Below are 11389 nucleotides of genomic sequence, written 5' to 3' on the forward strand. Positions count from 1 at the left end.
TCTACTGCATTATTTCGGTGATTTTTTAGCTTTAGTCTGTTGAATATATAATCCTCTCCTATCTTGAATTTTCCCTCCTAAAATTGTTGGTGGCGGTCGAGAAATAAAACCCCCTAAAAAATCTCCTAGCAAACTATTTTGAACAAGTTCTCTCTGTCTTGCAGTGCGAATATCATCCCCTTTAACTCTATCTAGCCCTTCAAAATTCTCCTGAATATCTACAATTATAGGTTTCGTATTGTTTTATTAGGTGATAAAGGTTCTAAACTCAACAGGCTTTTTTCTGTAGGATTTAAATCCGCAGTTAGATCAAAATGCTCTAAGTAGACAGGTTTTAGTTGTTTATCATTACTAGAAACTTTTTTTCTTTCTATCGCTGAAACATTGTTCTCGGTCTTATTAGATTCTACTAGAGATTTATAACTACTTATACACAACAATACTAATATAAATTTCTTTAACATAAATAACCCTGTATATTAACAGTTAATATAAATTAAATAATATATGCATCAAGTACTGAAATAAATTAAGGGAATTATATACTTGTATAACCTATATTTTCTTTTTATTTACCCAAAATTTAAATTCAGACATACTAAACACTTCTATTAAATTACTGCCAATACTGCCAACTTGATCCTTGAAACATTTCAAGGCTTCTTTTTTATATCCATCACCATCAATTATTATAGTATCATAAATTCCTTGTTTTTTTATGTTTAGCACAAGATAAGTATATTTTTCATCAACCGATCCTCCTGATTGTTGCCACTTAGATTCTATAACTAGGCAATTAGGGTAACGTTCTGGATGATATAATATAAAATCGCTATCTGAATTTGAAATTAAAATATACACCTTTCTTATTTAATGCTCTGCATTTTTTATAAAGCTTAACCTGACCTGCCTCTGTAAAGCCAAGCTTTGTATATTTTGTAAATGAAGTATTATTAATAGGTTGATATGGCGGATCTATATAAACGAAATCTTTAGGCTTAGGCGAAGAAATATTGCTGAAATCCTGATATATTATTTCAGCATTTTGTAAAGCTTTACTACACGCAAGTATGTTATCCTTATCAAGAATATTAGGATTCATATAAGCTCCCATCGGGACGTTGCACTCTCCTTTGCTATTTACTCTATAAAGACCATTATAACAAGTCTTGTTAAGGTATATGAAACGTGTTGCTATCTCAATAGGGTTATCGCTATTTGAGTTCTTTCTAACAGCATAGTAATAATCTTGAGAGTGATTAGCTTTATGCTTAGCTAACAGCTCAATTAATGCTCGAGCTTCATCCTTAACTGCCTTGTATGAAATCTAAGTTTATATCTGATATAATAGCTTTATTATTGTAACTAGCAGGTAAGCGTAAGCACAACTCTTTGATAAGGCTTCTTTTTCCCCTGCCCATTTTATAAATTTTATAAATGGTTTAGGGATTTTGTCTTCTGCAATCTCTGGAGAATTAATTTTTAACGGAGCTTGACCTATCATTGCTAAAACCTCGTTAAAAGATAATTCTCCGTTTTTAACTACTTTGAGTTTCATACCGACCTACCAAGGCTTTATAAAATAAATAATTACCTGTATTTAAAAGTATAGCATTAAACATATTGCTTACATTATAGTTTGTATGGTTGCACCTAAATACAAACTCGTTTAAATATCTCTCTATGTGTTTTTTGCTAATAGAATAAGAGTCCGATTATACCACGCTTAAACAACGCCCAAAAGCTTTCTATCGTGTTTATGGACACAGACTCTCTTATATATTTACCTAAGTCGTGATTTATATATTCATGATTATATAACTTTTCTAATACCTTGTAAGTTCCCCATTCATCAGATAAAATAGTTGACCCTATTAGAATATTATTTATTGCAATTTTTTCTATGGTCTTTGAATTACCTTTGTTATTATAACTTGAGCCTTAGCGTTACCGTTTCTCTCTATCATGCCTATTACAACGGTTTTTGTCTGTGTGCTGCAACCTTGTGTACTTTTAGTTTTTTTATTTTGATGTTTGTTCTTTTCTTTACCACCAATATACTTCTCATCTACTTCTACAGTGCTTTTTAAAGGAATACTAAAACTTTCTAGTTTAGTCACTTCTCTAATCCTATGAAGCATAAACCATGCAGTTGTTTGGGTAACATTAATATCTCTTGAAAGCTGTAACGATGATAAACTTTTTTTTGCGTAGTAAATTGCAAAACTGCTGTAAACCATTTCTTTAAAGAAATCTTACTATTTTCAAAAATTGTGCCGACTTTGATACTAAAACGCTTTTTACATGCCTAACATTTGTGATTCGTTCCATCCGCATAATGAAAAATCTTTTGGTTGCCGCAATACGGACAATAAGCTCCGTTAGCCCAACGTATATCAGTAAAATAATTATGCACTTTTGTTCAGTAGGTAATTTTTCGAATAAATCAACAACACTTTTAAAATCTAACACTTAACTATACTAACACAATTTTATATAAAATTATCGAAACAATTTAGGTTATACAAGATATATAGTTGCCTTAATTAATTATTTCTAAAGATATTATCTTCGTATTTTTTTCTATAATATATTTTGTAATTCTCATTTCTTATATCATTAAACCATTGGTCTTGTTGTTTTTTAATATAATAATTTAGGGAATTAGATTTACTTTTACTAGTTTGAAAATTATCTTCACAAAATTTTAAAAAACCTGATATTAAAGTTTCTACTCCATTAGTCTCAGATTTTTTCTCAAGAAATTGCATAGAAAAATTAGTAGGATTATTATGTTTTAAATAAAATTGTTTATATTTCTCACGAATTTTATTTTCTTTTTTTATTTGTTGTTCTGAAAAAGATAATTTTTCCTCTAATAATTTATGAATTTCGGTACAATCGCTCCAAGGTAATTCTATTATTAATTGCTCTTCCTGATATTCAAAATTATCTTGAATATTGTTAAAATCGGCATTTACTTTTACCGCACTTACTAATATTAAAAAACATGTAATTAATTTAATATTCATAGAATTAATTAATTTTAGCAGGAACCGGTATCATAATACTACTTCTGTATCTTTTATTGCCACTAAAAAGTGATTTTTTTTGAACTTTGTTATTATTTACTGGAATTGTAGCTTCTAAAGCCCCTTCATTATTATTTAGATAACTATGTAAGGATGCTTTATAAAGAGCCATATTACTTGCTATTTTAACTACATCTTGTTTATATTTAAACCCTAAAGAATGTGTAGCCGAATGATAATGAGCTATCGCCTTGTGCCAGCTCCCTAGCTGATCATATTTTGAACGCAAAAATTCTGCACCGTAACGAATGTTATTATTTGGATCAAATGCCTGTTCAAGGGAATTAAAAGCCCCTAAATGATGCCTTAAGTTAATCTGCATGCATCCGACATCAATACTCTCTCGCCCTTTTATAAGTTCTACTCTAACAAAACTTACGGCTTCTCTTTTTGTGTTAAAATAATAGCCTTTTCCTTCAACATTTACTGTCCAAGGCCATACTACTCTAATTTTACGGGTTGTATGTTTTTTTCCCGATTCTTTTAAAGCTATTGAATGTAACGTATTAGATGGGATATTAAATTTTTTTCAAAGTAAGGAAAAAGTTTTGAACATTTAAAGGATTCAGCTATTTCAGGATCGGCAATAGCCGGCTTAGAGAAGAGGATAAAGGATAATAATAGGAGTAGTATGGTTTTAACGTCATTGAGAAGAAAATTACGGAGTAATTGACGAAGCAGTCCAGTAAAAAATTCTGATTTACAGAATTTTTTTATTGTTTTGCTGGATTGCCACGCTCCTTGTAGTCGCTCGCAATGACAATTTTGGCATAATTCCCAAACCATACCGGCAACGCTAAAATAACTTGAGTTACAATAAGATAAACTAGCCTACCATAACTTATCTTATGAAGCAAGGGAAGTTATAGCATTTAAGAGGTAAGTATTTAATATAAATCCCAAGCAACATCATTAGTGTTTTGAGGATTACCTAATATATCGGGTACCATATCCAACAAATTATTAATATCGCCTCCTGTCGCTTGCAAAAGATTACTTACTTGTGTTACAAAGTCTTCAGCAGTGCTACCTTGAGCATCTTGAGGGTTTAGTAGTCCCATCTAAAGCTTGAACTCCGGCATTAATTAATGTTACTAAATCCTTAGCTTGCATACCTAAAATAGTATCTTCTGTACCGCTCTCTCCTCTATTAGAACTAGTAGAAGGTTGTATATGTGGTATTTCCTCTCTGTTAGCGTGAGCAGTTGCTTGATGAACCAAAGCTGCAAGTTGTTGATCGTTAAGATTATTTTGTTCCTTTGACATTTCTGGAGATATAGTAGAATCATCCTCAGATAGATCAATTAGATCTTTTTCTTGCAATATAGAGCTTGTATCCACACTATAGCTTAAAGCTTGTAACATTGAAAAATCATCATCTTTAATTACGCTTTCATACCATTTTTTATGTTCGTTAGCTGCATGTTTTGCATTTTCATTATTTTTATAATTATTTGGAATAGCGTATAAGCCGTATTCTCCTTTATCTGCTTCGTCTATTATGATTTTAGCTATCTTCAGTTCATCTATACTTAAGTCAATATTTTGTTTCACTTTGTTTAAAAGAAGTTTCAGTATCTGATCGACTTGTGCTACCCCTTTATTATTTTCCCAGCCTCTTATTAAACTACAATAATCTATACCTGATGTTTTAGCATGCTCTAATACTGCTTTTATAGCTTTCCATTGATTATTAGCTTTTTCATTTTCACCTTGCTGCTCATCTTTAATAGCATTCTCAGCCCATTTAGCAAGTTAAGCATATGATACTAGCTCCCCTACTGCATTAAATATGGATACATGTTTACCTGGATAATCTATAATCTACTTTTGTAATTATTTCAGATAGATCAAATTTTTGAACTAATTTCGGTAATTCAACAAGAAATTCATCATAATATGGTTTGTTTAAACTCCATTCTCTTCCATTTTGCTTGATTTCATTTATAGTTTCTTGAGTAAAGTTATATAATGAATATTTATTCATAATTTGATCCCTTTGTAATTATTGGTTAAATTTATAGTTAAAAACCACGAAGCATGGTATTTTTTAAAAATGCTTTAAATTGTTAGGTCCTGTACACTTTTGATTAATGATTATAATTTTGAGATATTTTTTAGCAAAAATTAATAAGATTTTTGCAGAAATAGTTATTCATATTTCAAAAAAATATTATAATTTGCAACTAAAAATGGCCATAATTATGATTATTCTATTACAAGAGTACAGAACCTAATTGACTGATTAAATAAAAATGTTTATTATCAATCCAAATTAAATGTAAAAGTATATTTTATGAAAGTTGTTAGCTCATTAAAATCGTTAAAAAAACGTGATAAAGATTGTCAGATCGTTAAAAGAAGAGGCAAAATTTTTGTAATAAATAAAAAGAATAAAAGATTTAAAGCAAAACAAGGTTAATTAATCGTTTTTGGAGAAAAAAAATATACTCGATGAACTTGAAAAATTAGCTACGTCGTCTTTGTAAGTCCTCGGATACTGAGTGTTTATTATATGCTCCGCTCCTCGGTTTGCAGACTCCTTGCTCTTTTTCCAGTTGATCTTCGTATATTACTTTCCATTTTACTTCAGAGTATACAATACTACTTTTGAAAGAAAAGAAATAAATATGGCCGGTCATTCAAAGTTCAAAAATATTCAGCATCGTAAAGGGGCTCAAGATAAAAAAAGAGCAAAAGTTTTCACTAAATTAATTCGTGAAATAGTTACTGCAGCTAAAACCGGTTCTTCTAATAACCCTGAAAATAATCCACGTCTTAGAAATGCTTTAACCGCTGCACGTAGTCAAAATCTCCCTAAAGAAAGAATAGATAAAGCTATTAATAGTGCGAATGATTCTTCTAATAACGAAAATTATACAGAAATTAGATATGAAGGTTATGCACCGAATGGTATTGCTATAATAGTTGAAGCTTTAACCGATAATAAAAACCGCACTGCTGCAGAAGTACGCTCTAGTTTTACTAAATATGGTGGGAGTTTAGGCGAAACTGGTAGTGTCAATTATTTATTCAACCATTGCGGAGTTATTCAGTATCCAATAAATATAGCATCTAATGAAGATGTTTTAGAGGCAGTCATAGAAGCCGGGGGGCATGATATTATATCCGATGATACCACCCATACAATCTATACGGATATTGAAAATTTCTCTAAAGTTCTAGAATTTTTAACTGGCAAATACGGCATACCTGAAGATTCGTATATAGGCTGGATCCCATTAAATACAATAATTATAGATGATAAGGAAAAAGCTGAAAAATTACTAAAGCTTGTGGAAGTTTTAGAAGAAAGCGATGATGTGCAAAGAGTTTTTGGGAATTATGAGTTATCTGATGATGTTTACGAAATAATACAAGGAGAACCATGACTTATAACGATGCAAATTATCAAATAATTATTTTAGCAGCCGGTAAAGGTACTAGAATGGAGTCCGATTTACCGAAAGTAATGCATAAAGTCGGTGGAGTTCCAATGCTTGAAATGGTATTAAAGAATTCGCTTAATGTTACAAATGATGTAATTATAGTGTATTCAGAAAAACTTAAAAAACATTTAACGCCCTATGAAAATATGTGTCGCTTTGTACTGCAAGAAGAACCTAAAGGCACAGCTCATGCTACTTATGCAGCAATAGATTTAATTAATAAAAATAAAACAATATTAGTTTTATACGCTGATCATCCTCTTATTACTCCAAAACTTATGCATGAATTAATAGCTTATTTAAGCCTTACTAATTCTGCATTAGTGACTCTAAGCTTTGAGAGAGCAAATCCGGTTCAATATGGGAGAATAGCTACTGATAAAAATGGTGAATTTTTAGAGATAATCGAACATAAAAATGCAAGCGCAGAAGAGAAAAACATAAAGCTTTGTAATTCAGGTATTATGGCTTTCAGTAGCGAAATTTTAAATAAATACTTACCTTTATTTGCTACTAATACTAACGGTCATAAGGAAGTTTATTTAACTGAAATAGTAAAAATATGTAAAAATCACGGTGAAAAAGTTTCATATTTATTATCTACTGATCATGATTTAATTGTTGGTGTTAATACTAAAAATGAGCTAGAAGAAGCTAATAATATTTTTTCTCAGAATAAGTCTTATTGTCGTATGGATACCCGAGTCGTCATTGCAAGCGACTAAAGACTTTGTGGCATAGATTGTTTTATGTCATTCCCGCGAGAAAGCGGGAATCCAGTAAAACCTATAAAAAACTTGTTTTTATAGGTTTATTTTTTGGGATCCTCGCTTCCACTGGGATGACATCGAGTAGGCTTTTTACTCTATGCAACAACATCAATACCTTGTGAGAATAACATAGGAAGCCATACAGGCAATGCTAAAAATTTGGGAGAGATGGCCGAGTGGTTTAAGGCGCACACCTGGAAAGCGTGTTCACGGCAACGTGTCGGGGGTTCGAATCCCCCTCTCTCCGCCAGCTCAGTTTATGGTATACTCGCATGATTTCAAGAATTGAATTTGTTATCAAATGGTGAGTGTGTACAGTTTATACTTAATAAGTGAGTACGTGAATTCATGCAGATAACAAAGAGCAATTCTTAAAAGCAGAAGAGTATGTTATGCTCGTTTATTTTCTTTATAATACTTAGTATATTTATCTAGTAAAGGAACATGTGCAGTTGCTGCTTCTGATTTAAACAATTCTACGCTCTCTTTACTTAAAGAAATTGTTACTTTTACTGAATCATCTTTTAATAAAAGTTCTCTAGGGTGCGGCAAGAAATCTTTTACTATTGTTACTTCCCCTATTTCCCCATCAGTGTATTTTATTCTCTTGCTCATAAATTCTCTTACCTTTGCACCAGTATCCTGCTCTAAAAATTCTTATATGATTATCTCGGAATATAAAACGGACTGTTAAAATATTACCATCAACTTTACCTAAACAAAAATATCTTTTTTCTGTAATACTAACTTACCACGCTCTAGTCTGGACAGTTAGCCAATTTTTGTAGTTTATCGAACCGGAAAGCCAAATAGTAATCACGGTTTCCACTGTCGAGTATTTAAAGTTTCATATGCATTTGTTATTACATTTATAAAGTCTAAAAGCGTTTTACAAAGCTTATCGTCTACTAATTACCTCATATTGATAGTCTTTTAATTTCTATTTTTACTTTTATAATAAAAATAGTTGTATATTTATATTGTTTTTTTATTACAGCTGTAATTTTATAAGTTACAATTATATACCTAAGAATCAATTAATTTATATTAAGTTATGGCTCATAAAGATTTATCACATTTAACAGAAGAACAAATCAAAGATTTAATAAAACGTTATTATAACTATGAGAAAATAGCTAATTTATTAGAAGAATTTAATGTTAATGTATCTCCCAATAGTTTAGTTAGTTTATTTCCGCTTGTTACGCATCATAAATTATTCTGTAAATACTACCGAGATACAAATTTAGTTATTAAGCTAAAGAGTAGAAATTATTATAGCTATGTTTATGGAGAAACGAGTTTTGCTCTATTGGGTCCTATATGTAATCATAACAATAACTCTAGTTGTTCATGTGATAATTGTAAGAAATCTATAAAACAGCAAAAACAAACTGAAGAAGAAGCAACAAGACGTATTTTAATAGATACATTTTTGTATAAAAATATTAAAGCTCCGCCAATTGAAGAATTAACTCTAAAAGATGCTTTATATTTATTAAGTGTAGTAGAACATTCTGCTTCTGAAGACCTTGAATTTGTAAAGCCATATTTAAAAGGATATTCTGTACCGAGTTTAGCACCGAACGAAGATTGAAATGATCATATTGTAGGACATCTAGGTCGTAGAGATTTTGTATTAATTAATCCTTTAACAAGCAGTCTTGATGCCTTCAAATTCAATCAAGAAAAAGCATTAACAGACTATTATCCAAACAAAGTTTTATGGGATCTTTTGCCTAATATGGATATTGAAGAAAAAAAAGAATATTTAAATTCTGTGCGAAATATAGTTAAAGGCGAATGGTCTTCATCATGGAAAAAAGAAGTCAGTGATATATGGCATCAAATTGCTAAATATAAATATATTATATCTCATTGAAAGACGATGAATATGATGCAGATAACATCGTTAGTATAATTATAAATAATATACATAAAAAAGTAAGTAAAGCACTTGAGGAGAAGTGGACAATAAAAAATTCTAAAATAGAGTATTGCCGTTTACAAAGTGCAGTTAGCTCTACTTTTTTTGATTTGTTTTTAGGAATAAGGGATGAATATTTTGAGCGTATTATGCCACTTGAGTAAATAATAAATTTCTTAAAAATCTTAAAGAGATCATATTTGAGTGATAGTTTAATTCGTTGTATATCCTTTTAATTCTTCTGTAAAAATATTCCAATCCTCTTGCCAGTCTTCTAAACTAAGCGGCGATGGTAAAATCATTCTCGGCTTAATGGGAAAATACGAGAGCTTAAACCCCCATTTGATACCGTCTATAACTTTTATTGTTTTACGCTCATGATCAATTTTAATGGTATAAACGTGACCGATCCAGTAAGATAAAGGTTTAGAGAAAAGTGTGTAGTACCATAAAGGAGAATCAGAAAAATCTTGTTCTAAAGTGTAAAATGGGTAATTGAGTTTTATATCACCGTCTATAAACTCTTGTAATTCCTTATCCGAGCAAATCAGTGCGAACTATGTGAAGCCAAGTATTATGTTTTGCATCTGTTTTAGTATGAATAATAGGGAAAGATGAATTAAAACAGTCTTTTTCAGCATTTGGGGTATAGGAAAATGCTATTCCCATAGAATTAACCTGTAGGCTTTTATGAGCATTTTTATATAAACAAATTCCTATATCATCAGCTACTTCATTATTTACGTCGGAATTATGCCAATGCAAAGCAAAATTTACTCCGTATAAAGTAAGTAAAAATATACTAAGAAAGATTATTAATTTAAGAATGCTTTTAGGATTTAACATTTTTAGTTATCTCTTTGCTTCTTTCCAAAGCTTCAGCATAAATTCTACCGGTTGTCCTTGCAGATTTGGCAGGTTATGCTTTTTGGTAAGCATTTTTATTGCTCTCATACGTTTCTCAAATTTTTCATTTGTCTTGCTAAGCGTTGTCTCAATATCCAACCCTGAAAAAATACACAACGAAATTGCCATATGGAGCAAATCCCCTATTTCTTCTTGTACTCTTTCCGGTGGTTCGGCATCGTCAATAGCTTCTTTTATCTCTCTACATTCATCTATTGCCTGCTCTAAAATCATCTCATGATCCGGCCAATCAAAACCATAGCCCCGTGCGTCTTGCTCAAGCAGAATTAAATTTTGTAGAGGATTGTTAGATTCTAGATTCTTAACCATATACACCATATTAAATTCATAGTTTTGTGGCTTTAAATTAAAAAATGGTTTAAAACCGCAAGCTTCATTGTATATTTACCGAATCCTTGGTTTTGATAAGGCCTATCTACTGCAAGTGACCTTAATGCCAATTCATTTTCATTGAAAAATTCTATATGAGCAGTTGCAACGATTTTAACTCTTTTATATAACACAAAATGATAATGATTCTCTGCCGTTATAGTTCGATGGTTAGAATCATATTTTACGTTTATAGTATCAAAGATTTGTTCAGCTCGTATGCGATGGTATTCTTTCCACTCGCTATAATGTGTGCAACGCATAAGCCTAATGGAGTTATTACTTAAGTGCATAATATATAGTGAAGTTAAAATTTTAAATGATTTTATGAAAATATTTAATAGTTCTCGTGATTCAATTTTCATCAAAGATCATGTTAAATCGAAGCATATTATAGATAAAGAAAAAGAACAATTACGTTATGAAATACTTGAAAAAGAACATATTTGGCTTTTAGATAAGGAACTTGAAGAAAGATTTAAAAGTAAATAAACTATTTGATAAGTTTATACATAAATATATTTTTTCTAAAAATTACTTGTGGAACGATTTATTATATCATAATTGAGATTAGTTAAATATGAATCAAGTTATAATAATCAACGGTCCTTCTTGTGCAGGTAAAACAACAATAGCCAAAGAAATTTGTAGGCAATCTACTAATAAATTTATTCATTTACAAATTGATAAAGTCGGAGCGTTTTATAGTACGATTTTTCCTACAGAATTTAAGTTTGCAGAAAATGAAGCCGGCACTGAAAACAATGATGATAGACTAAAAGGTCGTTTTAATAATAGGTTAGCAAGAAGAAAAATTGTTGCGTTGATATTGCTTACAACCGCAAAAGCATTATT

The 11389-nt window shown here is 30.5% G+C and carries 22 protein-coding genes, 1 tRNA gene and 2 pseudogenes; 9 read left to right on the forward strand and 16 right to left on the reverse strand.

From position 1 onward, the window contains the following. Positions 1-9: 9 nt before the first annotated feature. The 12 genes and pseudogenes from WSW_RS1000000109180 to WSW_RS1000000113840 form a co-directional block, all read right to left on the reverse strand. Positions 10-464, reverse strand: a pseudogene (locus WSW_RS1000000109180) (hypothetical protein). Positions 465-555: 91 nt separating this feature from the next. Further along, positions 556-861 (reverse strand): PD-(D/E)XK nuclease superfamily protein, encoded by a 306-nt coding sequence (locus tag WSW_RS1000000112790; protein ID WP_238528438.1) that lies wholly within the window; start codon positions 859-861, stop codon positions 556-558. Then, on the reverse strand, positions 833-1327 hold the full coding sequence (locus WSW_RS1000000112795; RefSeq protein WP_338000712.1) for a DNA adenine methylase: 495 nt from the start codon (positions 1325-1327) through the stop codon (positions 833-835). Before WSW_RS1000000112795 ends, WSW_RS1000000112790 begins: the two co-directional genes overlap by 29 nt. Before the next feature lie 6 nt (positions 1328-1333). Further along, positions 1334-1558 (reverse strand): hypothetical protein, encoded by a 225-nt coding sequence (locus tag WSW_RS0102170; protein ID WP_016916897.1) that lies wholly within the window; start codon positions 1556-1558, stop codon positions 1334-1336. A 137-nt stretch (positions 1559-1695) separates the two neighbouring features. After that, positions 1696-1905: a transposase gene (locus WSW_RS1000000114100; protein WP_156793050.1), complete on the reverse strand. Its 210-nt coding sequence runs from the start codon at positions 1903-1905 to the stop codon at positions 1696-1698. Beyond that, positions 1902-2240 carry an IS1595 family transposase gene (locus WSW_RS1000000114105; RefSeq protein ID WP_016916898.1) on the reverse strand — a complete coding sequence of 113 codons (339 nt, stop codon included), beginning with the start codon at positions 2238-2240 and terminating at the stop codon, positions 1902-1904. Before WSW_RS1000000114105 ends, WSW_RS1000000114100 begins: the two co-directional genes overlap by 4 nt. Positions 2241-2308: 68 nt before the next feature. Next, complete coding sequence (locus WSW_RS1000000114110; protein ID WP_100206898.1) at positions 2309-2416, reverse strand: transposase; 108 nt, start codon at positions 2414-2416, stop codon at positions 2309-2311. Positions 2417-2546: 130 nt separating this feature from the next. After that, positions 2547-3032, reverse strand: a complete 486-nt coding sequence (locus WSW_RS0102180) for a DUF2532 domain-containing protein (RefSeq protein WP_012719801.1) — start codon at positions 3030-3032, stop codon at positions 2547-2549. Positions 3033-3036: 4 nt separating this feature from the next. Next, positions 3037-3878, reverse strand: a pseudogene (locus WSW_RS1000000109195) (lytic transglycosylase domain-containing protein). Between the two features lie 101 nt (positions 3879-3979). After that, positions 3980-4153, reverse strand: coding sequence for a hypothetical protein (locus WSW_RS1000000111495; protein ID WP_156793043.1), 174 nt, complete (start codon positions 4151-4153; stop codon positions 3980-3982). Beyond that, positions 4119-4646 (reverse strand): hypothetical protein, encoded by a 528-nt coding sequence (locus tag WSW_RS1000000112805; protein ID WP_238528439.1) that lies wholly within the window; start codon positions 4644-4646, stop codon positions 4119-4121. Before WSW_RS1000000112805 ends, WSW_RS1000000111495 begins: the two co-directional genes overlap by 35 nt. Before the next feature lie 250 nt (positions 4647-4896). Continuing rightward, positions 4897-5079: a hypothetical protein gene (locus WSW_RS1000000113840; RefSeq protein ID WP_014419843.1), complete on the reverse strand. Its 183-nt coding sequence runs from the start codon at positions 5077-5079 to the stop codon at positions 4897-4899. 309 nt (positions 5080-5388) lie between these two features. Between WSW_RS1000000113840 and ykgO the strand changes: the two genes are divergently transcribed. The 4 genes from ykgO (at position 5389) to WSW_RS0102220 (ending at position 7561) form a co-directional block, all read left to right on the forward strand. Further along, complete coding sequence (gene ykgO / locus WSW_RS0102205; protein ID WP_004998227.1) at positions 5389-5514, forward strand: type B 50S ribosomal protein L36; 126 nt, start codon at positions 5389-5391, stop codon at positions 5512-5514. 208 nt (positions 5515-5722) lie between these two features. Continuing rightward, complete coding sequence (locus WSW_RS0102210) at positions 5723-6484, forward strand: YebC/PmpR family DNA-binding transcriptional regulator (RefSeq protein WP_016916899.1); 762 nt, start codon at positions 5723-5725, stop codon at positions 6482-6484. Beyond that, positions 6481-7266, forward strand: coding sequence for a sugar phosphate nucleotidyltransferase (locus tag WSW_RS0102215; protein ID WP_016916900.1), 786 nt, complete (start codon positions 6481-6483; stop codon positions 7264-7266). The genes WSW_RS0102210 and WSW_RS0102215 overlap by 4 nt, the downstream gene beginning before the upstream one ends. A gap of 207 nt (positions 7267-7473) precedes the next feature. Further along, positions 7474-7561, forward strand: a tRNA-Ser gene (locus tag WSW_RS0102220). Between the two features lie 140 nt (positions 7562-7701). On the opposite strand, the gene WSW_RS0102225 is transcribed toward WSW_RS0102220, so the two are convergent. Continuing rightward, positions 7702-7926, reverse strand: coding sequence for a hypothetical protein (locus WSW_RS0102225; RefSeq protein WP_016916901.1), 225 nt, complete (start codon positions 7924-7926; stop codon positions 7702-7704). 439 nt (positions 7927-8365) lie between these two features. Here WSW_RS0102225 and WSW_RS1000000112810 point away from each other — a divergent pair, with 439 nt between their 5' ends. From WSW_RS1000000112810 to WSW_RS0102245, 3 genes are all read left to right on the forward strand, one after another. After that, complete coding sequence (locus tag WSW_RS1000000112810) at positions 8366-8908, forward strand: hypothetical protein (protein ID WP_016916902.1); 543 nt, start codon at positions 8366-8368, stop codon at positions 8906-8908. A gap of 138 nt (positions 8909-9046) precedes the next feature. After that, a complete protein-coding gene (locus tag WSW_RS1000000111505) occupies positions 9047-9193 on the forward strand; it encodes a hypothetical protein (protein WP_156793044.1) in 147 nt (48 codons plus the stop codon). Then, positions 9190-9402, forward strand: coding sequence for a hypothetical protein (locus tag WSW_RS0102245; protein ID WP_016916904.1), 213 nt, complete (start codon positions 9190-9192; stop codon positions 9400-9402). The genes WSW_RS1000000111505 and WSW_RS0102245 overlap by 4 nt, the downstream gene beginning before the upstream one ends. A 370-nt stretch (positions 9403-9772) precedes the next feature. On the opposite strand, the gene WSW_RS0102250 is transcribed toward WSW_RS0102245, so the two are convergent. From WSW_RS0102250 to WSW_RS0102260, 3 genes are read right to left on the reverse strand one after another with little or no spacing between them, the layout of a single operon-like run. Next, the gene (locus WSW_RS0102250; RefSeq protein ID WP_016916905.1) at positions 9773-10084 is read right to left on the reverse strand and encodes a hypothetical protein; all 312 of its coding nucleotides are present in this window, start codon (positions 10082-10084) and stop codon (positions 9773-9775) included. 6 nt (positions 10085-10090) lie between these two features. Next, entirely contained in the window at positions 10091-10474 is a 384-nt protein-coding gene (locus WSW_RS01000000108045) for a MazG nucleotide pyrophosphohydrolase domain-containing protein (protein ID WP_016916906.1), read from the reverse strand. Positions 10475-10506: 32 nt separating this feature from the next. Next, positions 10507-10797 carry a GNAT family N-acetyltransferase gene (locus WSW_RS0102260; RefSeq protein WP_016916907.1) on the reverse strand — a complete coding sequence of 97 codons (291 nt, stop codon included), beginning with the start codon at positions 10795-10797 and terminating at the stop codon, positions 10507-10509. A gap of 64 nt (positions 10798-10861) precedes the next feature. On the opposite strand from WSW_RS0102260, the gene WSW_RS1000000111920 reads away from it, so the two are divergent. Next, positions 10862-11026, forward strand: a complete 165-nt coding sequence (locus WSW_RS1000000111920) for a hypothetical protein (protein ID WP_167316241.1) — start codon at positions 10862-10864, stop codon at positions 11024-11026. 88 nt (positions 11027-11114) lie between these two features. Beyond that, a partial coding sequence (locus tag WSW_RS0102270; RefSeq protein ID WP_016916909.1) for a phosphotransferase-like protein occupies positions 11115-11389 on the forward strand: 275 nt, incomplete at its 3' end.

The organism is Rickettsia honei RB, assembly GCF_000263055.1.
Classification (GTDB): domain Bacteria; phylum Pseudomonadota; class Alphaproteobacteria; order Rickettsiales; family Rickettsiaceae; genus Rickettsia; species Rickettsia rickettsii.

Bases quoted from the DNA above. Each gene is read 5' to 3' on its own strand.
- WSW_RS0102215 (WP_016916900.1), top strand. From the start codon at position 6,481: ATGACTTATAACGATGCAAATTATCAAATAATTATTTTAGCAGCCGGT.
- WSW_RS1000000113840 (WP_014419843.1), bottom strand. From the start codon at position 5,079: ATGAATAAATATTCATTATATAACTTTACTCAAGAAACTATAAATGAA.
- WSW_RS01000000108045 (WP_016916906.1), bottom strand. From the start codon at position 10,474: ATGGTTAAGAATCTAGAATCTAACAATCCTCTACAAAATTTAATTCTG.
- WSW_RS1000000114105 (WP_016916898.1), bottom strand. From the start codon at position 2,240: ATGGTTTACAGCAGTTTTGCAATTTACTACGCAAAAAAAAGTTTATCA.
- WSW_RS0102260 (WP_016916907.1), bottom strand. From the start codon at position 10,797: ATGCGTTGCACACATTATAGCGAGTGGAAAGAATACCATCGCATACGA.
- ykgO (WP_004998227.1), top strand. From the start codon at position 5,389: ATGAAAGTTGTTAGCTCATTAAAATCGTTAAAAAAACGTGATAAAGAT.
- WSW_RS0102180 (WP_012719801.1), bottom strand. From the start codon at position 3,032: ATGAATATTAAATTAATTACATGTTTTTTAATATTAGTAAGTGCGGTA.
- WSW_RS0102170 (WP_016916897.1), bottom strand. From the start codon at position 1,558: ATGAAACTCAAAGTAGTTAAAAACGGAGAATTATCTTTTAACGAGGTT.
- WSW_RS1000000111920 (WP_167316241.1), top strand. From the start codon at position 10,862: ATGAAAATATTTAATAGTTCTCGTGATTCAATTTTCATCAAAGATCAT.
- WSW_RS0102225 (WP_016916901.1), bottom strand. From the start codon at position 7,926: ATGAGCAAGAGAATAAAATACACTGATGGGGAAATAGGGGAAGTAACA.
- WSW_RS1000000112810 (WP_016916902.1), top strand. From the start codon at position 8,366: ATGGCTCATAAAGATTTATCACATTTAACAGAAGAACAAATCAAAGAT.
- WSW_RS1000000111495 (WP_156793043.1), bottom strand. From the start codon at position 4,153: ATGGGACTACTAAACCCTCAAGATGCTCAAGGTAGCACTGCTGAAGAC.
- WSW_RS0102250 (WP_016916905.1), bottom strand. From the start codon at position 10,084: ATGTTAAATCCTAAAAGCATTCTTAAATTAATAATCTTTCTTAGTATA.
- WSW_RS0102210 (WP_016916899.1), top strand. From the start codon at position 5,723: ATGGCCGGTCATTCAAAGTTCAAAAATATTCAGCATCGTAAAGGGGCT.